Genomic DNA, 21,606 nt, shown 5'->3' on the forward strand with positions numbered 1-21,606 from the left:
TGTCTGTCTCCAAGTTGGATGGTGTGTTGTCGTGCTCGAAAGTCATCGAAGTTGCGCAACGACCCTCGAGTGGCCCGGCGCGATGTCGAATATCGCGCTTCCGGATTCGGTCGTGATCTCATAGGTGCCGGCGAAGCCGGTCAGCTCGACCCGCCCATCGGCATCGCTGCGGCAGTCGCGATCAGCCATCCACCACTCCCCGCGGATGAGATCCCGAAGCGCGTCGTATGAAGGTTTGGGGGTGCCGTCGACGCGTACGAGTCCGGCAGGCGCGCCCAGCCAAGCGCTCGCGTCGTCCAGGCCCCAGTACGTGATCGACTGCACGGCGGGGTGCGCGACCAGTGTGCGGTAGTGCCGCACGATGTCATCCGCCTGCCTGGCCTCGCCCTCGACTGTGGAAGGCCATTCCGCCACACGGAAGTCATTGAGGTCGTCGATTTCGGGAGGCATTAGGTCACCGGAGACGAGCGTCGTCTCCGTCCAGTGCAACGGCAGGCCGAAACGACCGAATCGGTCGCAAATGTCACGCAACTGATCTTCGCCACGGAAGCCCTGATGCATGTGCGACTGCAGCCCGATCGCGTCGATCTGGATGCCGGCATCCAGAACTGCCTCGACGAGTTGCTCATACTCCGGGCCGAGATCGAAGTCATTCAGCACGAGGAACGGATTCGTCCCCTGGCTGCGAGCCTCGTCCACCGCAAGGCGGACCATCTCGATCCTGCCCTTCTGCGCCGCCAGGCGAGTCACCGCATTAGGAACGCCATCCGGTTCGTTCTGAAAGCGTGGCATTATGACGACCTCGTTGATGGCATCCCAGGCATCGATGAGCCCCGCAAAGTCGTGTGTCTCCCGGCGGATTCGCGCACGCAGTTCCGCCTCTGCCTCATGCAGCGGCAGGGCATCGAGCCAACGAGGTTTGACGGTATGCCACACGAGGGGATGCCCCTTCAGTCGCACACCCCTGTCTGCATACCAGCGGGCGAGCCGCTCGACGTACTCGCGGGCGGTGTGCCCCCGTTCTGGCTCGTAGCGTCCCCAGTAGAACTGCGCGAGCGTTGCCGTGTCGAACAGATTGAGCCAAAGTTCCCGGAGGCTCTCATCGGCGTCGAGATCGACGGTGGTGCAGCCGAACTGGAATGCGTGATGTACCTGCCGCATCGTGAGGTCGGCGCTGGCGAGGGGCGCTCCGCTCGCATCAACGAGCTCGATCACCGCATTGCCACGGCGGTGCGCGTACAGATCGGGTTCGCTGATACTGCTCACCGGTGGCCGTCCCATCCGCCGCGGGCTAAACGACGGTCATGTCGATGACGCCGCGCGCGGAGCGGGTCACTACCATCGCTCAGCGCGGCTGTTTGTATATCGATAGACTAAGCATACTGCGCCACCCATCGAGGTCAAGTCGGACGTCGGTGTCTGAGAGACTGTGCAGGGAGGGTCACAATGGTCACAATGAGCGATGTCGCACGTGCAGCAGGCGTGTCGGTGATGACTGTCTCCCATATTCTGAACGGACGCCCGCGGGCATCCGAGGCCACCCGCGAACGCGTTCTCAACGTCGTGTCCGACCTGGGATATGAGATCAACCTCACCGCGCGCAATCTGCGTTCAGGGCGAACCGACGCTGTCGCACTCATCGTGCCGAGCTTCCATGATTACTTCGGCGCCGTGGCCGACCGGCTCGCTCTGCTCCTCGAAGCGTCTGGGCACCACCTTGTGCTCGAGCGAACGGCCGGGACCGCGGAACACGAGCGCGAAGCGTTGTCGCTCTCCCGACTGCGCATGTACGACGGAGTGCTGCTGTCCGCTTTCGGAGTCAGCCCTGCTGAACTCGAGATTGCGGGCAAGACCGTGCCGCTGGTGCTGCTGGGCGAACGGGACATGCCAGCCAGCCTCGACCATGTGCGCTTGGACAATGAGGAGGGCGGACGCTTGGCCACCGAGCACCTCATTTCACGAGGCGCTCGGCACATCGCTGTGATCGGCGGCCGATTCGAGACCGAGCGCAGCATGGCCTCGGCCCGCCGCGAAGGCTGGGAGACAGCCCACCGCGAGGCAGAACTCGCGTGCGACCCAGGGCTCGTGGTCCCGGTCGAGGAATACTCGATGAGCAGTGCCCGCGATGCAATGCGGAAACTGTTGGATTCAGGTCGCAGATTCGACGGCGTTTTCGCCGTCACCGACATCCTCGCGCACGGGGCGCTGGCGGCGCTTGGCGAACGCGGCATCCGCGTTCCTGACGATGTGCAGGTCGTCGGCTTTGACGATCTCGACATCGACGAGTTCGTGACACCGGGCCTGACATCGATCAACCCGAACCATGACGATCTGTCCGCAACGGCCGTGCGACTGCTCAATCAGCGAATGGCCGGCCTCAGCGAAGCGCCTGAACACGTGGTTATGCCGGTAAGCCTGGTGGTGCGCGGTTCCACGCGCTGAAATTCGCCTCTCACTCACCGGCGGTGAACCGGACGGTGACGGCGTTCACCACCGGACGTGACATCAGTTCGATCATCACCACGAACGCCCAAGCGAGCAGCAGAAGTGCGATCTCCGTGGCGAAGTAGACCAACGCAATCGCAACGATGGCCAACGAGATGAACGCGAGGCTTACCCGCCAGCGGGAGAACAGTTCGACGGTGGCGATCCGCGCCACATCGCGGGTCCGAAAGGAAAAGAACGAGCTGATCACGAGTGCGTGCCCCGCCCACAGGACGCTCAACACCGCAAACACGACGCTGACTCCACGGAGGGCTGGCCCCGCGAATACGGCATCGGCGAAGACGATGTTGACGCTCAGGACGACACCCGCCACCACCACGGGCACCCACCATTTCAATACGTCCCGCACGTTCAACAGGTAGCCCTTGAGGAACACGAGGAACGGGCCTTCGTCCGAATCCTGTCGCCAACTGCGAACCGTGTAGAGGCCCGCTGACAGCGCGGGTGCGACCGGCAGCAGCGCAACCACGAACACGGGGATGTTGGACAGGTCCGATCGGAACAGCATCTGCACGATAACCGTCGGAAGGCACGCCAGGGCAAGACTCAGCCCTAGCGCCATATGCCGATAGATCACGTCCGTGACGCGAGTGAGCGGCGCGTCGGCGACACGCGTGAGGGGCGCGTCGCCGACGGTATCGATCCGTCTGCTCATGACCGGCCTTTCCAGGTGTACGGGATTGTCGCCAAGGCTCAGCCCTTGACCGAACCAAGCATGACGCCAGAGACGAAGTAGCGCTGCACCATCGGGTACACGGCCACGATCGGAATCAGAGTCAGAATCATCGTCACCGCTTGTATATTCGCCGAGATGGCATCCTTCTGCGTCCCGGCGGCCGCAGCGCTCTCGGTCGCCGCCGACGAGGCGCCCGCGATGAGGTTGCGTAGGAACAGAGTGACTGGGAACAGCTCCCGCTGGTCGAGGTAGAGGAACGCGCTGAACCAGTCGTTCCAATACGCAACGGCGTAGAAGAGCACCATCGTCGCGAGCACGGCCTTCGACAGCGGGAGGGTGATGCGGGTGAAGATGCCCCACCAGCCGAGACCGTCGATCTGCGCGGCTTCTTCGAGCTCGCGCGGCAGGTTCTCGAAGAAAGCCTTCATGACCAGCAGGTTGAACACCGACAGGGCTCCCGGAAGCACGACCGCCCACATCGTGTTTTTCAGGCCGAGCGACGAGATGAGCACGTAGTTCGGGATGATGCCACCGTTGAAGAACATCGTGAACACCGCGAGGCCCGTCAGCAACGATCGCCCGCGCAGGTGCTGCTTGGAGATGACATACGCGAGCATCGTGGTGAGCACCATCGCGATGCTCGTGCCGATGACGGTGTAAAGCACGGTGTTGCCATACGACGTCCAGAACTGCTTGTTCTGCGCGACGGCCACGTACGTGTCAATGTTGAACCCGACAGGGATCAGGTTGACCAGTCCCGCTTTGATCGCCCCAGGGCTGGAGAATGACTGTGCCAGCACCGCGACGAACGGGTAGAGCATGATCGCGCATATCAGCAGCAGCAGGATCGTGTTCAGGATAGTGAAGGTGCGATAGCCCTTCGTGTCGCGGATTCCGACCGGACGCGCGGCGCGGCCGCGATTCGACGGTGCCGCCATGCTTTGGATTACCACAGGCTTGTTCCCACCAATCGCCGCGAAATGAGGTTCGCGGTCATGATCATCGCGAAGCCGATGCACGCCTGGAACAGGCCGATCGCCGCCGCATAACTGAGGTTGTTCGAGACCAGTCCGACCCGGTACAGGTACGTCGATATGACGTCGGCTGTCTCGTAGGTCAGCGGGTTGTAAAGCAACAGCACTTTCTCGAAGCCCACATTGAGGAACGTGCCGATGTTCAAAATCAGCAGCGTGATCATCGTGGGGCGGATACCCGGGAGCGTAACGTGCCAGGTCTGGCGCCATCGACTGGCGCCGTCGATGCGTGCCGCTTCGTACAGCGAAGCATCGACCGTCGTGAGCGCGGCGAGGTAGAGGATGGTGCCCCACCCGACCGTCTGCCACGCCTCGGTGCCGACGTAGATCGCACGGAACCATTCCGCACGCTGCAAGAACGGGATCGCCTCACCTCCGACCGCTTCGATGAACTGATTCACCGTTCCGGTCACGGACAGCAACTGCATAGTCATGCCCGCCACGATCACGATCGAGAGGAAGTGCGGCAGATAGGAGATCGACTGGACCGTGCGTTTGAACACCGTCTTGCGCACCTCGTTGAGCAGGAGGGCGAGCACGATCGGCAGCGGGAAACACACCAGGAGGGTCAGGCCCCCGATGATGACCGTGTTCGTGAACACATGCCAGAACGTGGGGTCGTTGATGAACATCTGGATATAGCGCAGCCCCACCCATTCCTCGCCGAAGATGCTGCCGCCTGGGCGGAATCGACGGAAGGCGATGACGTTCCCGATCATCGGCATGTACCGGAAGATGGCGAGGAAGATCAGCGGCAGAACCGCCATTGCGTAGAGCACCCAGTCGCGTCGAAGCGCGGTGCGCCACGGCACCGCAGGCACCTTCGCAGAGCCGGGAGACCTGCGGTTTCGGCCCATGCGCAGCACAGAACCACGAGGGCCAGGCGTAATGAGCGTCCTCGTATCGGATTGCTGCTCCGATTGAGAGACCTCCTGCCCGAGGTTGAGGGTCATCTATCGCTCCTTTGCGATGCGATGGGCGGTGGGACGGCACCAGGATGCCGACCCACCGCCCGCCTGCGGCGGGATCAGTCGGACTTTTCCGCGAGACGCTGCTGCGCCCCGTTGATCAGATCGAGATACCCCGAGAGGTTCTGACCGTCAGTTTCGCCAAGGAACGCGTCCCATTCACTGAGCGGGCGCTGACCAAGGATGAATTTCAGTGTGTTCGTGTTCAGACTGTCCTTGATGGGTGTGGACATCAGAGCGGACTGCTCAAGCTCGGCTTCGTTCAGCGGCGCGGCTGGGAAGGGCGCACGAGGAGTGCGCGTTGACGTCACGGTGTCGATGTAGTCCACGAGCTGAGCCGAGTTATACGACTCCTTCAGCGCGCGCGACTCGGTTGAATCGGCGAGCACACCGTTACCGAAACCAAGATCCGTGAGGAGGTCCGTCTTGCCATCTGGGTTGATGTTGAATGCGTTGTACGAGAACTCGGGGTTCAGCGTGATCGAGCCGTCGTCGGCCTTCGTGTAAGTTTCGCCTTCGACACCCCAGCGCAACATCTCGCGAGCCTCCGGGTTGTAGTACAACCAGTCGAGGAACTGCAACATCGTGAGGAAACTCGGGTCCTTGGCTGCGTCAGCGGTGAGCATGAAGCCATTCCAGAAGTTGCGCGGCTCGATAACTTGCCCTGCCGGCCCACCCGGCGGTGCGATCTGGACGAGCTCGTAGTTGCCTTCGCCTACCGTCTCGTTCAAGGCGGTCGCGAACTCTTGCACGGTGCCGGCCGCACCGGATGCCGCGAACACCTCGCCGGCGGCGAACTTCTCGGTGACCGTGCCTGCGCCGTCATTGGCTGCGGTGAAAGACTCAGCGTCCAGCAAGCCGTCTTCGTAAAGGCCGCTGAAGTACTCCACCATCTCGCGGTAGCCCTCGTTACCAGCGAATTCAAACTCGCCCTCGTCTTCGTTCCAGAAGGTGGCGTTTCCCAGGCCCCAGCCTGCGACCGTACCGAAGGCATGCGCGGCGTAGTTGATCATCGCTTGACCTTCGAAACCGTCAGCCAAGGGGTACGAATCGGGGTACTCCGCCTTGACCTTCTCCAGGCCATCGCGCAGTTCATCCCACGTCTCGGGGATCTTGGCACCGACCTCGTCGAAGATGTCCTTGCGCAGGATGATCGTGAAGACCGGGACCGACACCTCCTGAAGACCAGGCAGCATGTAGTACTTGCCGTCGTCTTGGCGGAGGTTGTCCATCATGTCTTCCAGACCCCACTCCTTGACGTACTTCTGGAAGTTCGGCATCTTGTCGACGTAGTCACTCATGGGAAGAACGGCGCCGGCCGCAGCGAACTGATCCTCGTCGCCCGTGTAAGTCAGCGGAATGACGTAGGGCGCGTCACCGGCGCTGATGAGCAGGCTCCGCTTCTCGGTGGCGTCACTGAACGGGATGTTGGTCAGGTCGAGGGAGACATTCGTACGCTTCTCGATCTCGTCGAACACCTGCCACGAGTCAGTAATCGGGCTGTCCGGCCAATCGGTCCAGAGCATCGAGAAGTCCACCGGCTCAGTGGCTTTGAACTGCTCGTCCGCCTGGAAATTCTCCATCGCACCGACGGCAAGGTCCTCCAACGCGACGCCATCGTCGGCATTACTTTCTCCCGCGCCGCAGCCGGCGAGTACGAGTGCTGCAGAGACCGCGACGGCTACGGCCGCACTCCCCCGCCGCGCAAGTGCTGATGTCCTTCGTGTCATTGCTTCATGCTCCTCATTGAGATGTACCGCAGGGGGAATTCACACAATCCACCGATTTTGGTCTATCGATCGACTAACGCAGTCTATCGATAGACTGATTCTTGTCTACCCCGAATCAATGACAGCCGTAACAATGCGAAGTGATTTGACGAAGGTCACCCGCAGCATTGCCACCGGTAGGCTGAGTGCGCGTCGACGATCGTCCGCAAAAATCCCAGCGCATCGCCGACGAGAATGCATCATGCAACCGCAGGAGTCTCCATGTCCGAAGCCGCCACTCGCCGCATCGAGTTGACCTTGCACAAGCCCTGGTTCGCCCTGTACATCGCCCCGAAACCGACATTCGTCATCGAAGGCCGCGGTCAGCCAATCCAGTGGGGTCTCGGCACTTGGCAGGTTCCGTCTGACAAAACGGTGAAGCTGGGGGTGTTCCTCTTCAACCGGTTGTGGCGCTTCGGTCAGGCTGAGTTCTCACTGGAACCCCACCACGCGCCGGCGATCAAGTATCGGGCACCAATGCTGCCTTTCCTTCCCGGTAGGATTCAGCTCGATACGAATCGAAGCACGAACGCATAGCGAGTTAGCCCACATGCCCCCGGCAAGGGTGGTATTCAGCTTGCGCATTGCCACAATGGGAGTATGTCCCGCGAACGCGAGTGGCGGCTGCTGACTTCGGTACGCCGCGCCATCCGAACGGACCCGTCACGGGTCGCACTCACCGAGGCATATCCGGTCCTCAATGAGACCGTCGTCGTGAAGATCCTCGACCTCGCGCTGCGGGTGGGCGAGTCTATGTTCGCCGTCGGTGCCTCTGCTCACGATGCCACCTTCGCCATCACTCGAATCTCCCAGTTTTACGGACTCACCGGGGTGCAGGTTGAGGTCGCATTCAACGCCATCACCGTCTCTTACCATCGCGGCGAGGAGGACTGGCCGACCACACTGCTCCGCGTGGTGCGCGCCGCGTCTCCGGATCACGCGAAGCTGCAGCGATTGCAAGCGCTGGTCGTCGACATCACCGACGGAATGGAACTCGGCCCAGCGCGGATAGCCTTCCGGATCATCCGACGCACGCCATTCTTGTATCGCCCCATCGTCGTGATCATTGCCCGTGCGCTACTCACCGTCGGCGCCGCGATCCTGTTCGACGCTTCACCGATCATCATCCTGCTTACCTTCATCGCGGCGCTCTGCGCTGCGTTCACCCAGGCCGGCCTCGCGCGCCTGCAGGTGCCATCGTTCTTCAGCCAGATCGCCGGCGCATTCGTCATCACCGCCTTCGCCGCCATCGTCTCGGCCCTCGGAGACGCGGGCATCACACCCTTCGCTGAGGTACAGCCTTCGATCATCGTCGCCTCAGGCATCGTGCTGATGCTCTCCGGCCTGACCGTCGTCAGTGCCGCGCAAGATGCCATCGACGGGTTTGCGCTCACTGCCGGCGGTCGCATCCTCGACCTCACGATGCAGACCGTCGGCGTCGTGCTTGGCATCCTCATCGGCCTCGAAGTCGCTCGCCTGTTCGGATTCAGTGTGGCTTTGCCCGACGACGCTCTGCCGTTCGGCTCGCTCCCCTCACAGATCGCTGGCGCCGCGATCATCGCCGTAGCGGTCGCGTTGTTCAACGGCGCGGGGATTCGAATCATCCTCGTCAGCGCAGTGCTCAGCGTGATCGCGATCCTCGGCTACAGCTCCACGATCCTGCTCGACATCCACGAGGGCGCGGCGAGCGCCGTCGGCGCGCTTCTGGCCAGCTTCGTCGGCATCCTGATTGCACGCAATCTGCATGTCCCCTCCGTCGCGGTCACGACCGCAGCGATCGTTCCACTGGTACCCGGTTTGACCGTCTTTCGGGGATTGCTCGGGATCGTCGATTCCGACGGCACTGCAGAAGGGATGCTCGTCAGCATCAGCCCGCTCGTGCTCGCCGCGTCCATCGGCGTCGGCCTCGCTGCCGGCGCATCCCTCGGGCTCTACCTGGGCACCCCGTTGCGTGCCACCCTCGCCAGCGTCGCGAAATCGCGCGCCCGCGTCAGACGCTGACGGAACGCCGCCTACCCGGGTCAGCCACGGCTGCGCGCGACGTAGACGGTGTTCGATGAGACCCCACCGGTGACGGGGTTGTCGAAGTCGACGACGTGCGCGACGGCGTCGTCGAACACCGCGTTCAGTTCGACCATGAAGTCGTCGTCCGGCGGATCATCCGACCACAGCGCGAAGACACCACGCGGCGCGAGATGTCGGTCGAGTGCGCGCAAACCGGCCGCGTCGTAAAGGTCAGCATGCGTCGGGTCCAGCTGGTGACGCGGCGAGTGATCTACGTCGAGCAAGATGGCGGAGTATCCGCCGCGATCCGCGGCAGGTTCCGCGCGGATGACGGCGAAGAAGTCGTCCTCGACAAGGGTCGTCCTCGGGTCGCCGACGAGCTCGGTCGACACCGGCAGCAGCATCCGCTCGTGCCAGCCGATCACGGCGCCGAGTCGGTCGATCACCGTAAGTGCGCGCACCCGTTCGTCGCGCAATGCGGCGACAGCCGTGTATCCAAGCCCGAGACCGCCGACCAACACTGACAGGTCATCGCCCTGGACTGCGGCGAGCCCGAGATTCGCGAGTTCTTCCTCTGCCACCGTGAACAGGCTCGACATGAGGTACTCGTCGCCGAGCTTGACCTCGTAGATCTCCTGACCCACTGACGGCTCCGTGCGCCGCCGCAACATCAAGTCGCCGATCGGGGTGGGCTGCCAGTCAAGTTCTTCGAACCGAGTGATCACTGCGGCATCCCTCCGTCTCTGCTCACACTACCTGCCGTATTAGCCCAGTCACTGCAAGTATGGGTTTCGTGAACAGTGATTACGGAACGGGCAAGAACGCCAAAGACACCTCGTCTACGCCGCGTCCGGCCACGCGTGCCGTCGAAGTAGCACGCAACATCGCACGCAGCTTGAAGGATCTGCCGCCGAAGAGTGTGCATCCGGCGTTGATCCCCGGAGTGGGAGTGGAGCAGACCGGGCGCACGTACCGCACCGATTGGTTGGTGTTCGGCGTCGCAGCGGCCTTCGTCATCGCATTCATCAGCTGGGGTGTCTTCGGTGGTGAGAGCCTGTCGGCCACCGCACAGTCCGCCCTGGACTGGGTCATCGAGTACACCGGAGTCTTCTTCACCTCGGTGGCGACGGCGATCCTGCTGTTCATGATCTACCTCGGGGTCAGCAAGTACGGTCGCATCCCCCTCGGGCGCGATGGCGAAGCCCCCCAGTTCTCGATGTTCTCCTGGATCTCGATGCTTTTCGCCGCGGGCATGGGCATCGGCCTGGTGTTCTGGGGAGCAGCGGAGCCGCTGACCTTCTTCGAGACACCACCGCCTGGAACAGTCGAGGGCGGAACGCTCGAGGCCATGCAGACGGCGCAGGCACAGGTGCTGTACCACTGGGGTCCACAGGCGTGGGCTTTCTACGCACTGGTGGGCGCCGCAATCGCGTACGGATCGTTCCGCCGCGGGCGCACGCCACTCATCTCATCGGTCTTCGCACCGTTGCTGGGGGAGCACAAGACGACGGGTCCGCTGGGCAAGACGATCGACATCTTCTCGATCCTCGTGACACTATTCGGCACGGCGGCGTCTCTTGGTCTTGGTGCCTTGCAGATCGGTCATGGCGTCGAAATCGTCTCCGGCATCGGAGAGATCGGCAACGGGGTACTCATCGCGGTGATCGCCGTCCTCACCGCCTGCTTCATCGCCTCAGCAGCTTCCGGCGTGTCTAAGGGAATCCAGGCACTGTCGAACATCAACGCTGTCGCAGCCATCGTGCTGTCACTGTTCGTCTTCTTCGTCGGCCCGTCACTGCTGATCCTGAACATAATTCCATCGATCGCTTTCGAGTTCATCAATGATCTCCCCCAGATGATGGGACGCTCCAACGCACAGGGTGAGGCGACACAGCAGTTCCTCGCCTCCTGGACGATCTTCTACTGGGCGTGGTGGATTTCCTGGTCGCCGTTCGTCGGCATGTTCATCGCCAAAATCTCGCGCGGCCGCACCATCCGCCAGTTCGTGCTGGTCGTGATACTCGTGCCGTCGCTGATCTCGCTGGTCTGGTTCGCGATCTATGGGACGACCGCGATCGACCAGCAGATGAACGGAGCAGAGCTGGCGACGACTCCGCCGGAGAATGTGCTCTTCGGTGTGCTCGAGAATCTCCCGCTCACGGGGATCACGAACATCGTGCTGATGCTCCTCATCGCGATCTTCTTCATCACCGGCGCCGACTCGGCATCTCTCGTGATGGGCACGATGTCGCAGCAGGGCCGTCCAACGCCCCAGCGCTGGGTCACGATCACCTGGGGCACGCTCGTCGGCGTGATCGCTGCGGTACTGCTTGCTACGGGGGTCGAGGGCAGCGGTCTGCGCGCACTGCAGAATGTGACGATCATCGCCGCGTTGCCGTTTGCCGTCATCCTGGTGTTCATGATGATCGCACTGATGAAGGACCTCAGTCGCGATCCGTTGATCCTGCGCGACAAGTACGCACGGCAGGCACTCCGGCACAGCGTGCGCACGGGGCTGGAGGAATACGGGGACGGCTTTGCACTCATTCCGAGCGAGTATGACCATTCCCTGGACGGACACCCTTGGATCGACGTGCCAGTAGATGAGGCGTTCACCGAGGTATTCGAGACCTCGGCGCTGCCGATCATCACGACCGATGAGGTTGCCGCGGATGCATCCCTGATCGAGCCGGATTCTTCGGATGCCTCGGATGCCTCCGATGCCTCAAACGCCTCGGACGCCTCGAACGGAGATGCAAAATGAGCGACGCGACGACCGACGATTGGGCCCGCCTCTGCGCACTGTTGGACGACGACCCCGAGCTTGAGCCGGCCGTGAGGCAGGCAGCCACCGGAGGGCTCGACGCCTGGCAGGCACTCCTTGATGGGCTCGACGAGGCGGGCGCGCTCGCCTACCTCGATGGGAAAGACACCGGAGTTGAGTTGGCCGACGCACTACCCGCGCTCCCCCGGATCTTCCAGGCCAGTATCGATATCGATGCCGTCGGCGACGTCGACGGCGACCTGCCCGCCGCAGTCGCGCGCGCCGACGAGCTCCTCCACCCACACGGATTCCGCCTGATCTACCTCGACGAAGACTCGGACGCCTATCCGCTGATCGCCGTTCCGATCGCCAACGCCGAGGAGATCATCGCCCTCTCGCAGCGCGTGGGGCACACCGCGCGCCTATTCGGCTGAGGCGAGGACCTTCCTCCGGACGACACTGATTACGCGATGACGCCGACCTCTGCATCAGGCGGAGTCAATTTTTGGTCCTGCGCGGGAAACAGCACCTTCTGCACGATGATGATGATGCTCGCCGTCACCGGGATCGCCACCAGGGCGCCGAGGATCCCCCCGAGTGCACCGCCACCGACCGCGGCGATCACGACGATCGCACCCGGTACGGAAACCGCGCGACTCATGATGCGCGGGCTCAGCACGTACGCCTCGATCTGCATGTAGATGAGGTAGTAGATGGCCGCGATCAGCGCGGTGACCGGTGCGTTGAACAGACAGATCAACGAAATGATGATCGATGCACTGAGCGTTCCGACGAGCGGGATGAGCGAACCGATGAATGCGATCAGCGCCAACAGTGCCGGAACCGGCGCCCCAATGATGCTCATCAAGATGATCGTCAGCACCGCGTTGATCGACGCCAGACTGACCTGACCGATCACATAGCGCCCCACCGCCGTTGACACGTCTTCGAGCAGCTCGCTGAACCGGGGCCGCCGATATGCAGGAACGAACCGCGCCGCGGTCCGCTTCATGCTCCGCAGCGACGCCATGAAGTACAGGGTCAGGATGAGCACAATGATCACCCCGGTGACTCCGCTCGCGATCCCCGATCCCACAGCGATCAGCCCCCCGCCGATCTGGCCAAGGTTGTCGGGATCCTGGAAGAATTCCAGTGCGCCGTTGGCAGCGTTCTCAATCTCTGCGCCGTATTGGCCGGTCACCTGCGTGAACCAGTCGCTACCCATCACGTCTTCGATCATCTTCGGTGCGTCTTCGACGAGATTGCCGATCTGGCGCACCAGTATGGGCACGATCGCGAGCAGGATGCCGGCGAAGACCGCCAGCACTCCGGCGACCACTACGGTCACTGCTGCAGCCCTCGGCATCCGCTTCTCCAGAAACACCACGACGGGGTCGAGGCCGAGCGAGAGGAACAACGCCACCCCGATATAGATCAAGACCGTCGCAAGCTGGCCGACGATCGCGCCGATCAGAAGTGCGACGAGCACTCCCAGCGCCCCGACGAGCCCGAATCTGAACGGTTCGATCCGGTTCAGATGACTTCTGTTGCCGGACGTTCCACCGTCATTGCTAGCCCTAATACGACCCCGCATGATGCCCCCTCTAGTTCAATTCCGTGTGACATTTGAGCACCCGCAACGTCGTAGGTCAAGGGGCGTGCAATCAATGGCGATTCGTGATTCAGGTGGGAAGCAAACCCCACACCACAGGCCGCGGCAAACCGTCGACTCGGCGCTCGAGCTCAGCGGCGAGCGCGATGATCGCCGCTTCGCCACCAGGACGCCCGATCAGCTGCACGCTCACTGGATGCCCCGATGCATCAAGGGTCACCGGAACCACCACGGCGGGAAGACCTGCGACGTTCACGAAACTCGAGTACGGGGCGTAGCGCACCTGCTGCGAGAAGTTCTCCGCGGCATCAGTCGAGTGGAACCATCCGACCGGCTGCGGGGGTAGCGCGAGCGCCGGAGTCAGCACCGCATCGAATGGCGCGAACGCCGTGATCGTGGCACGTTCGAATGCCGTTGCCGCGGCGAGCGCCTCCAACACCTGCGCACCGCTCAGGCGACGCCCCTCCCGAACCAGCCACGCCGTGATCGGCTCGACGAATTCAAGCTCGACATCCGACAGGGTCATGCGCGCCGCGCTCGTGCGCCAGATCGTCGTGAACATCTCCGCATAGCCGCGCGGACGCCAGTCGAACTCGTCGACGCCGTGTCCGGCATCCAACAACAGCTCCGCCGCCACCGAAACCGCCCGCGCCGCATCCGGGTCAAGCCGAATGTCGTCGGCATCGTCCCACGGTGAGACGGTCGTCACGCCGACACGAGCGGATGCCGCATCCGCCGTCGCTGCGTCAAGAAACGGACCAGAGCCGGGCGCCACCGTGGCATACGGGTACGGCCGCCCGCCCACTTGCACGTCAAGCAGCAGCGCAGCATCCGCGACCGTGCGGGCGATCGGCCCCGCCACCGGCAGCCCACCGGGACTATCAAGTCCCGAAGCGAACGGGATGCGCCCGCGCGAGGGCTTGATCCCCACAACGCCGACCGTCGCGGCCGGAATGCGGATCGACCCGCCACCATCGGATGCCGGGGCGAGCGGCAGCAGCCCCGCCGCCACCGCGGTCGCTGCTCCCCCGCTTGAGCCGCCTGCACCGTTCGCCGGATTCCACGGGTCACGCGCGGGAGGTGCGACCTGCGATTCGGTGTATCCGGTGAGTCCGAACTCGGGGGTGTTCGTCTTGCCGAGGCTGATGCCGCCCGCCTCATCGAGCACCGCGGCCTGGTCCGCCGTGGCATCCGGCACGAAATCCTTGTGTAGGCGGGAGCCGAACCGCGTCGGCACTCCGGCGCGTGCGACGAGGTCCTTGTCCCCGAACGGGAGTCCCCAGAGGGCGCCCTCAGGTGCCTCGTTGGCCATGGTCGCGGCGCGGTCGCGCGCGGCATCCGCTGTTACCTCCACGAAAGCGCCGAGTCCACTGTCGAGCCGGTTGATGCGTTCGAGGTAGTGCGCGACGAGATCGGCCGGGCTGATCTCACGCGAACGAAGCGCCGCCAGTTGTTCGATCGCGGTCAGGTCGTGCAGCTCAGCCATGGCTCGAGCCTACGGGTGACTTGCCATCGAGCATCCACCGATCGGTGGATACGCGAATCAGCCGCCCGGCCGCTATCGGCCGGCCCTGCACCAGGCCACGCTGGAACCATGACAGAAAACGTGATCGAGGTTCGCGACCTCCGCAAGTCTTACGGAGCCTTCACCGCCGTCGATGGCATCAGCTTCGACATCCACCGCGGCGAGACCTTCGCTTTGCTGGGACCGAACGGTGCGGGCAAATCCACGACCATCGAGATCCTGGAGGGCTACCGCCACCGCACTTCCGGTGACGTGCGAGTTCTCGGCGTCGACCCACAACGCGGCGGACTAGCTTGGAAGGCGCGACTCGGCATCGTGCTGCAGTCAACCGGCGAGGCCGGCAACGCTTCGGTGCGCGAACTGCTCACCGAGTTCGCTGGCTATTACCCTCGCCCTCGCGACATCGACGAGGTGATCGCTGCGGTCGGGCTCGAACAGAAGCAGAAGACGCGCGTCGGCAAGCTCTCCGGCGGGCAGCGGCGCCGCATGGACGTCGCCCTCGGCATCATCGGCCGCCCCGAGATGCTCTTCCTGGACGAGCCGACGACAGGTTTCGACCCCGAGGCCAGGCGCCAGTTCTGGAGCCTCATCAACTCGCTGAAGGCCGAGGGCACCAGCATCCTGCTCACCACCCACTACCTAGACGAAGCCGCGCAGCTCGGCGACCGGGCAGCCGTCATCACAGGAGGGGTGATCTCCGCGATCGGCCGCGTCGACGAGATCGGCGGGGCGGATGCCCGCACCCCACGCGTGCGCTGGACCGACTCCGACGGCACGACTCACGAACAGCACACCGATCAGCCCGGCGCCGTCGTGGCCGGGCTGTTCCGCGACGGCGGGGAGCCGCGCGGGCTCGAAGTCGTCCGTCCCACGCTCGAAGACATCTATCTCGGCCTGATTCGCGAGCAGTCAGAAGCCGACACCGTTTATAACTCCGCAGAAACGGCCGAGAAACTCGCAAAACCTGCAGCGGCACCTGCATCCACGCTGATCTCTGAGGAGTTGTGAACATGAACGCCACCACACTGACCCCGAATGCCACGAACTTCGGCCTGCCCCGCACCTTGCGTCTCGGCGTCCGCCGCATCGGCTTCGAGCTGCGCCAATACTTCCGCGCCGGAGACCAGGTGTTCTTCACCTTCCTCTTCCCGACGCTGATGTATCTCGTCTTCGCGACGATCTTCACCGGCGACATCGGCGAGGGCCCGGATGCCGTGAGCATGGCGACGTACTACCTGCCAGGGCTCATCGCCGGTGGCATCCTGCTCTCCGGATTGCAGGGTCCGGCGCTCGAGATCGCTGCGGAGAAGAGCGACGGCACACTCAAGCGCCTCGGTGGCACACCGATCTCGCCCGTGACGTACTTCATCGGCAAGCTCGGCCAAGTCTTCGTGACCGCCATCCTTCAGATCGCCCTACTGATCGTCGTCGCCGCCGTCCTCTACGGCGTAGAACTACCGACGGATGCCGCAACATGGGGCCGCTTCGCCTGGATCTTTGTGTTGGGACTCATCACCTGCACGCTGCTCGGCATCGCGCTGTCCTCCGTGCCGCGCACCGGTAAAACGGCGTCAGCGGTCGTCATCCCGATTGTGCTGCTCATCCAGTTCATCTCCGGCGTCTACATCGCGTTCTCGATGCTCCCGGAGTGGCTGCAGAATGCCGCCGGTGTGCTGCCGGTGAAGTGGATCGCACAGGGCATGCGCTCGGTGTTCCTGCCGGATTCCTTCGCGGTCGCCGAGGTCAGCGGCTCATGGGATCTCGGGCTCATCGCGCTTGTGCTTGTCGGTTGGCTCGTGGTCGGACTCATCATCAGCCGGCTGACGTTCCGCTGGATCCACCGCAACGGATGAACAGGGGTGGAAGAGTGGTACGCATGAGCAACAGCATCCACCGCGAGCAGCTGGGCTGGGATATCGCCAGCGGCGGGCTGTTCATCGTGATCACGATCATCGCGTTTGTGGACCCGCCCCGATTCCCCGGATCGCCATGGGTGTTGGTCACGATCGCTGCCGGCATCCTCGCCGTCTACGCGTTCGGTGCCCGGCGGTACGTCAGCATCCGCGAATCACCGCTGCCGACTCCGTTGACCTCGGCGCTCCTGCAGATCAGCCTCGTCGTCCTCCTCGCCGTCGGAACCTCACTCGCTCCGAACATGCTCCTGCTGCAGACCATCGTGCTACCGCTGATCTGGATGACGTCACGATCCACCCGCCAATCGGTGCTCGTCACGCTCGCGAATGCGCTCATGCTGACCCTCGCCTACTCGGTGTGGGGCGGATTCGAACCGGCGACGGTGGTCGCCGGCTTCCTCACCTCGGGCCTCTCCGCGGCGTTCAGCATCGCTTTGGGACTCTGGATCACGCGCATCGCCGAGTGGGGCGCTGAGCGCCAGCGTCTGCTCGCAGAGCTCACCGAAGCGCAGACCAGCCTGGAGGCCGCCAGCCGCGAAGCCGGTGCCACCGCCGAACGCTCGCGTCTTGCACGAGAAGTGCATGACACGATCGCGCAGACGCTGACCAGCATCGTCATGCTCGCAGAACGCGCCCGCCGCGATGGATCAGCCGACACCATCGCTCTGATCGAGGAAGGCGCCCGCGAAGCTCTGCGCGAAGCCCGCACGCTCGTGGTCGTCGAGTCGCCGGCGTCCACCCCTTCTGGTTCACTCGCGCAGGCGTTGCACCGACTCGGCGAGCGATTCGAGCGCGAGACCGGTGTGAGTGTTCGCGTGGAGGCGTCCGAGTGCGACGTATCGCGCGACATCCAGGTCGTCCTGCTGCGCTGCGCACAGGAGGGGCTGGCGAACGTCCGCAAACATGCCGCTGCGAGCGCGGCATCCGTCGTCCTCACGATCGGTGCCGACGCGACGCTTACTGTGCGCGACAACGGCCGCGGTCTCGGCGATGCCACCATCGATGCCAGCCATGGCTTCGGGCTGGCTGGCATGCGTGATCGCATAGCTCTCGTAGGAGGAACGTTGAACGTGACGGATGCCGCACCGAACGGCACGGCTCTCACCGTGCACATCCCATTGAAATCTGAGGCGGCGCTGATCGCTGCGGAGGTTCCGGAATGATCCGCGTCATTGTCGCCGACGACCACCCCATCGTGCGCGCCGGCATTGTCGGACTGCTCTCGCTGGATGACGGACTCGAGGTCGTCGGCGAGGCGTCAGACGGCGCGGAAGCAGTCGCGCTGGCGCACGCGCTGCGTCCAGACGTCGTGCTGATGGATTTGCGGATGCCCAACCTCACCGGAGCCGAAGCCACCGCCCGTCTCGCCGCAGAACTACCGGATGTGCGGGTGCTGGTGCTCACCACTTATGAGAGCGACGACGACATCCTCGGCGCGATCGAAGCCGGCGCCAGCGGCTATCTACTCAAGGCCGCACCGCAGGAGGAAATCGTTGCCGGCATCCGCTCGGTCTCTGACGGCCACACGGTGCTCGCGCCTTCGATCGCGGCGACCCTGGTGACACGCATGCGCACCGCGCGCGAGGAACGCCCGCAACTGAGTCCGCGCGAACTCGACGTTCTGAGGCTCGTCGCGGCGGGAGGCAGCAATCCCGCGATCGCGAAGTCGCTGTTCATCGGCGAAGCGACGGTGAAGACGCACCTGCTGCACGTGTTCGAGAAGCTCGGGGTCTCCGACCGCACTCGCGCCGTCACGCTCGCGTTGGAACTCGGGTTGCTGTAGCAACGGTCGCACGTTCGAGAGCGTCCGCGTCGACGCCCCTGACGATCAGCCAGACACCAAGACTGAACTCCCATGCGGCGATAGGGAGGGCGGCGATCGCCGCGATCGCCGACACCTGATCCACCACATCGAAGACCGTCAACAGAGCGGATGCCGCGAGCAAAGGCGCCCCAATCAGACCGATCAGCGGGATGACGCGCGGCACGAGCCGGGCGCGGTACAGCACCGTGCCGAGCAGGAGTGCGTTCGCGGCAGGCAGCAGGCCCGGTCCCGCAAGGAACGCCGCGTCGTGGAGTGCGACAAGCACCGGCGCAGCACTGCCGTCCGCGCGCCCGATGTCCACCAGCGACAGCAGCGCGATCACGCCGACGAACACGGTTGAGGCCTCGAGCACTCGCGAGCCGACGAACCCGAGTGCGAGCGCTTCGTTCGCCCTCCGCACGAGCGGGTAGAGCGCGATGGCCGTCCCGAGGCAGCTGAGTGCGAGCAAAACGTCAAGCACGATCGCCCACCTCATGGATGCCGAATCACCAGCTCCGAGCGAGTCCAGGAACGGCTGCTTCAGTGCCAGGGCGGGGATCGAGGTCACGAAGGTGACGAGGTACAGGATGCCGGCGATCCTGGCGAGCGTGCGGTCGGACATGGTTTTCCCTTCGAAATCAACGAAAGGTGTACGGCGTACACCTGTTCACCCCGAGCCTAGGTGTACGCTGTAAACTCGTCAAGAGGGAGATCGATGACCGCACCGAAGCGCGTACCCCTCGACCGAGGTCGCGTCCTCACCGCCGCCGCCGCGTTCGCCGATCGCGAAGGCTTGGCACCGCTCAGCATGCGCGCACTTGCGGGCGGACTGGGTGTCGTGCCGATGGCGCTCTACAAGCACGTCTCCGACCGGGATGATCTCATCGGTGGAATGATCGACCTTGTCGTCGCGGAGTATGAGGCGCCGGCATCCGGTCTTCCTTGGCGAGACGCCGTACGTGCGCGGGTGCTGTCAGCGCGGGAAGCGCTGGCTCGGCATCCGTGGCTGCGATCTGCGATCGAGAGCGCCACCCGGCAGACTCCGGGCGCTCTCGCCTATGTGAACGCCGTCGCCGGAGAGTTCATCGATGGTGGAGTGTCAGTAGATCTCGCCCACCACGCTATGCACGCGCTGGGCTACCGCATCTGGGGGTTCAATGCCGAGGCGTTCTCGGCCGCACCTGCGCCGGCCGCGGCATCCGAAGCAGAACAGCAAGCGATGATGCAGTTCATGGCTGCTCAATACCCGCATGTCACAGCGATCGCGATGGATGCGGCCATCCGCAACCCGCAGGGCGCGTGCGACTATCAGTCCGAGTTCGAGTTCACACTCGACCTGCTGCTCGATGCCTTCCAACGCCTGCACGAGACCGGATGGGTGTCGCGGGTAGCGTGACCTGCAGCAAGTTTTGCGGCCGTAACGAACTTTTGCGGCCCTAACGAACTTCTGCGGCCACTCCCGAAGGATGTGGCCGCGGAAGCGCGGATGGACCGCTGAAGTTTGCGGGGAGCTATGCCGCTGCGCGACCGAACTGCGTCGCAGCAGGGCAGTCGAACGGATCGGCACCCGCGGCGAGCCCGACGCGGTTCAGGTACTCGATGACGATCGCATAAGAGCGGATCAGGTTCGTCTCGGTGTACGGCACGTCGTTCGAGATGCAGTAGTCGCGCACGATGCCGCGAGCCTTGGCCAGGTGCGGCCGTGGCATGTTCGGGAACAGGTGGTGCTCCACCTGGTAGTTCAGGCCACCCATGAACATCGTGACCCACCAACCACCGGAGATGTTGCGAGAGGTGCGAACCTGCTTGGTGAAGAAGTCCAGTCGGGCACCCGGCTCAATGATCGGCATGCCCTTGTGGTTCGGGGCGAACGCGGCGCCCATGTATACGCCGAAGACGGCAAGCTGCACGCCCATGAACGCGAACGCCATCCCGAGCGGGAGCATCAAGAAGACCGGAACCAGAACGGCGGCGAGACGCGCGGTGATGAGTGCCAGTTCAATCCAGCGACCCTTGACACCCTTCTTAGTGAACAGGTACTTCAGGCCGAGGTAGTGCAGGTTCAGACCCTCCAGCGTGAGCAGCGGGAAGAACAGCCACCCCTGCTTGCGGGTGATCAGGCGGATCAGGCCACGGGACTTGGCAGCATCCTCTTCGAGGAACGAGACCGTGTCGACTTCGATGTCCGGGTCCTTGCCAACCTGGTTGGGATTGCCGTGGTGCTTGGTGTGCTTGTTATCCCACCAGGAGTAGCTCATGCCGACGAGGCCGACGAGGACGCGAGCGAGGCGGAAGTTCGCCGGCCCAGAAGTCAGCACCTGCCGGTGTGCAGCTTCGTGCGCAACGAAGGCGATCTGCGTGAAGATGATGCCGAGCGCGCCGGCGATGAGCAGCTGGAACCAGCTGTCGCCAAGCAGGATGAACCCGGTGATCGCACCACCGAGGGCGAGGGCGATGCCCACTCCCGTCAGCAGGTAGAACCACTGGGTGCGATTGAGCAGTCCGGTCTCACGTACGACCTGCGACACGCTTCGATATGCCTTCGCCATCGGAGGGAAGTCGGCATTGCCTGCGTACGTCTGGCGTACTGGTCCGAGGATGTTTTCGGTCGTTTCGACGACCGTTGAGGTGGAGATAATGCTCTCCTGTCGATCGGAGCCCTTGAGCTGTGAAGCCAAGGGCGGACGCCGTTCGCTTCACTCCAGGCTAACGTGCCCCGTATACGCCACCGCGTATACGTTCGGCCAACGGAAGCGACCTTCAGGAACGAGCCCTGGTCAGATGACGACGCAGCGTCTGCCGAATCGAACGCGTGCGGCGGCGCGGCGGGTACTCGAGGGCCGACCGAGCGTCGGCGAGTGTGGAGAACGAACCGAGGTCGGCTCCGTGGTTGTCGTGGACAACGTGTGTGGCGCCTTCGCGCTCGACGAAACCGGCGAATTCGCCTTCGCGGGTCGCGACAAAGACGTTGTCGTCTGCTTGTTTCCAGTTCAGGGGTAAGGGTGAATGTGTGGACGTACTGCTCATTATGG

The 21,606-nt window shown here is 63.6% G+C and carries 21 protein-coding genes; 10 read left to right on the forward strand and 11 right to left on the reverse strand.

The genetic code is table 11. The annotated features are described in order from the left end of the window. Positions 1-42 precede the first annotated feature (42 nt). Complete coding sequence (locus tag AC1C2Q_RS06605; protein WP_495449462.1) at positions 43-1,266, reverse strand: endo-1,4-beta-xylanase; 1,224 nt, start codon at positions 1,264-1,266, stop codon at positions 43-45. A 189-nt stretch (positions 1,267-1,455) separates the two neighbouring features. On the opposite strand from AC1C2Q_RS06605, the gene AC1C2Q_RS06610 reads away from it, so the two are divergent. After that, complete coding sequence (locus tag AC1C2Q_RS06610; protein WP_495430280.1) at positions 1,456-2,442, forward strand: LacI family DNA-binding transcriptional regulator; 987 nt, start codon at positions 1,456-1,458, stop codon at positions 2,440-2,442. Positions 2,443-2,452: 10 nt separating this feature from the next. On the opposite strand, the gene AC1C2Q_RS06615 is transcribed toward AC1C2Q_RS06610, so the two are convergent. The 4 genes from AC1C2Q_RS06615 to AC1C2Q_RS06630 form a co-directional block, all read right to left on the reverse strand. Then, positions 2,453-3,160 carry a hypothetical protein gene (locus AC1C2Q_RS06615; RefSeq protein WP_495449463.1) on the reverse strand — a complete coding sequence of 236 codons (708 nt, stop codon included), beginning with the start codon at positions 3,158-3,160 and terminating at the stop codon, positions 2,453-2,455. Positions 3,161-3,198: 38 nt separating this feature from the next. After that, positions 3,199-4,119, reverse strand: coding sequence for a carbohydrate ABC transporter permease (locus tag AC1C2Q_RS06620; protein ID WP_495430282.1), 921 nt, complete (start codon positions 4,117-4,119; stop codon positions 3,199-3,201). An 8-nt stretch (positions 4,120-4,127) separates the two neighbouring features. Beyond that, complete coding sequence (locus AC1C2Q_RS06625; protein WP_495431719.1) at positions 4,128-5,072, reverse strand: ABC transporter permease; 945 nt, start codon at positions 5,070-5,072, stop codon at positions 4,128-4,130. 170 nt (positions 5,073-5,242) lie between these two features. After that, a complete protein-coding gene (locus AC1C2Q_RS06630; RefSeq protein ID WP_495449464.1) occupies positions 5,243-6,913 on the reverse strand; it encodes an ABC transporter substrate-binding protein in 1,671 nt (556 codons plus the stop codon). A gap of 261 nt (positions 6,914-7,174) precedes the next feature. Here AC1C2Q_RS06630 and AC1C2Q_RS06635 point away from each other — a divergent pair, with 261 nt between their 5' ends. Together AC1C2Q_RS06635 and AC1C2Q_RS06640 are read left to right on the forward strand one after the other, a co-directional pair. Then, the gene (locus AC1C2Q_RS06635; RefSeq protein ID WP_495430284.1) at positions 7,175-7,489 is read left to right on the forward strand and encodes a hypothetical protein; all 315 of its coding nucleotides are present in this window, start codon (positions 7,175-7,177) and stop codon (positions 7,487-7,489) included. Between the two features lie 63 nt (positions 7,490-7,552). Then, positions 7,553-8,953 carry a threonine/serine exporter family protein gene (locus AC1C2Q_RS06640; protein WP_495449465.1) on the forward strand — a complete coding sequence of 467 codons (1,401 nt, stop codon included), beginning with the start codon at positions 7,553-7,555 and terminating at the stop codon, positions 8,951-8,953. Positions 8,954-8,973: 20 nt separating this feature from the next. Here AC1C2Q_RS06640 and AC1C2Q_RS06645 read toward each other — a convergent pair whose 3' ends face one another. Next, the gene (locus AC1C2Q_RS06645) at positions 8,974-9,681 is read right to left on the reverse strand and encodes a spermidine synthase (RefSeq protein ID WP_495430286.1); all 708 of its coding nucleotides are present in this window, start codon (positions 9,679-9,681) and stop codon (positions 8,974-8,976) included. 68 nt (positions 9,682-9,749) lie between these two features. Here AC1C2Q_RS06645 and AC1C2Q_RS06650 point away from each other — a divergent pair, with 68 nt between their 5' ends. Beyond that, the gene (locus AC1C2Q_RS06650) at positions 9,750-11,720 is read left to right on the forward strand and encodes a BCCT family transporter (protein ID WP_495449466.1); all 1,971 of its coding nucleotides are present in this window, start codon (positions 9,750-9,752) and stop codon (positions 11,718-11,720) included. Beyond that, positions 11,717-12,154: a DUF6630 family protein gene (locus AC1C2Q_RS06655; protein WP_495449467.1), complete on the forward strand. Its 438-nt coding sequence runs from the start codon at positions 11,717-11,719 to the stop codon at positions 12,152-12,154. The genes AC1C2Q_RS06650 and AC1C2Q_RS06655 overlap by 4 nt, the downstream gene beginning before the upstream one ends. A gap of 29 nt (positions 12,155-12,183) precedes the next feature. Here AC1C2Q_RS06655 and AC1C2Q_RS06660 read toward each other — a convergent pair whose 3' ends face one another. Together AC1C2Q_RS06660 and AC1C2Q_RS06665 are read right to left on the reverse strand one after the other, a co-directional pair. Further along, positions 12,184-13,209, reverse strand: a complete 1,026-nt coding sequence (locus tag AC1C2Q_RS06660) for an AI-2E family transporter (RefSeq protein WP_495449468.1) — start codon at positions 13,207-13,209, stop codon at positions 12,184-12,186. 193 nt (positions 13,210-13,402) lie between these two features. Beyond that, the gene (locus AC1C2Q_RS06665; protein WP_495449469.1) at positions 13,403-14,818 is read right to left on the reverse strand and encodes an amidase; all 1,416 of its coding nucleotides are present in this window, start codon (positions 14,816-14,818) and stop codon (positions 13,403-13,405) included. Positions 14,819-14,926: 108 nt separating this feature from the next. On the opposite strand from AC1C2Q_RS06665, the gene AC1C2Q_RS06670 reads away from it, so the two are divergent. Genes AC1C2Q_RS06670 through AC1C2Q_RS06685 form a run of 4 tightly spaced genes read left to right on the forward strand, consistent with a single transcriptional unit; the run spans position 14,927 to position 18,553 of the window. Continuing rightward, on the forward strand, positions 14,927-15,865 hold the full coding sequence (locus AC1C2Q_RS06670) for an ABC transporter ATP-binding protein (RefSeq protein ID WP_495449470.1): 939 nt from the start codon (positions 14,927-14,929) through the stop codon (positions 15,863-15,865). 2 nt (positions 15,866-15,867) lie between these two features. Then, positions 15,868-16,710: an ABC transporter permease gene (locus AC1C2Q_RS06675; protein ID WP_495449471.1), complete on the forward strand. Its 843-nt coding sequence runs from the start codon at positions 15,868-15,870 to the stop codon at positions 16,708-16,710. Between the two features lie 23 nt (positions 16,711-16,733). Beyond that, complete coding sequence (locus AC1C2Q_RS06680; RefSeq protein ID WP_495449472.1) at positions 16,734-17,933, forward strand: sensor histidine kinase; 1,200 nt, start codon at positions 16,734-16,736, stop codon at positions 17,931-17,933. Then, a complete protein-coding gene (locus AC1C2Q_RS06685; RefSeq protein WP_495449473.1) occupies positions 17,930-18,553 on the forward strand; it encodes a response regulator in 624 nt (207 codons plus the stop codon). Before AC1C2Q_RS06680 ends, AC1C2Q_RS06685 begins: the two co-directional genes overlap by 4 nt. Here the strand turns inward: AC1C2Q_RS06685 and AC1C2Q_RS06690 are convergent. Then, a complete protein-coding gene (locus AC1C2Q_RS06690; protein WP_495430295.1) occupies positions 18,522-19,196 on the reverse strand; it encodes a DUF4386 domain-containing protein in 675 nt (224 codons plus the stop codon). The two genes, AC1C2Q_RS06685 and AC1C2Q_RS06690, sit on opposite strands and share 32 nt — an antisense overlap. A gap of 93 nt (positions 19,197-19,289) precedes the next feature. Here AC1C2Q_RS06690 and AC1C2Q_RS06695 point away from each other — a divergent pair, with 93 nt between their 5' ends. Continuing rightward, positions 19,290-19,970 (forward strand): TetR/AcrR family transcriptional regulator, encoded by a 681-nt coding sequence (locus AC1C2Q_RS06695; protein WP_495449474.1) that lies wholly within the window; start codon positions 19,290-19,292, stop codon positions 19,968-19,970. Between the two features lie 115 nt (positions 19,971-20,085). Here the strand turns inward: AC1C2Q_RS06695 and AC1C2Q_RS06700 are convergent, their stop codons facing one another. Together AC1C2Q_RS06700 and AC1C2Q_RS06705 are read right to left on the reverse strand one after the other, a co-directional pair. Beyond that, complete coding sequence (locus AC1C2Q_RS06700) at positions 20,086-21,252, reverse strand: fatty acid desaturase family protein (RefSeq protein ID WP_495430297.1); 1,167 nt, start codon at positions 21,250-21,252, stop codon at positions 20,086-20,088. A gap of 82 nt (positions 21,253-21,334) precedes the next feature. After that, complete coding sequence (locus AC1C2Q_RS06705; protein WP_495430298.1) at positions 21,335-21,601, reverse strand: hypothetical protein; 267 nt, start codon at positions 21,599-21,601, stop codon at positions 21,335-21,337. Positions 21,602-21,606 lie beyond the last annotated feature (5 nt).

Source organism: Microbacterium sp. Y356 (assembly GCF_059445355.1).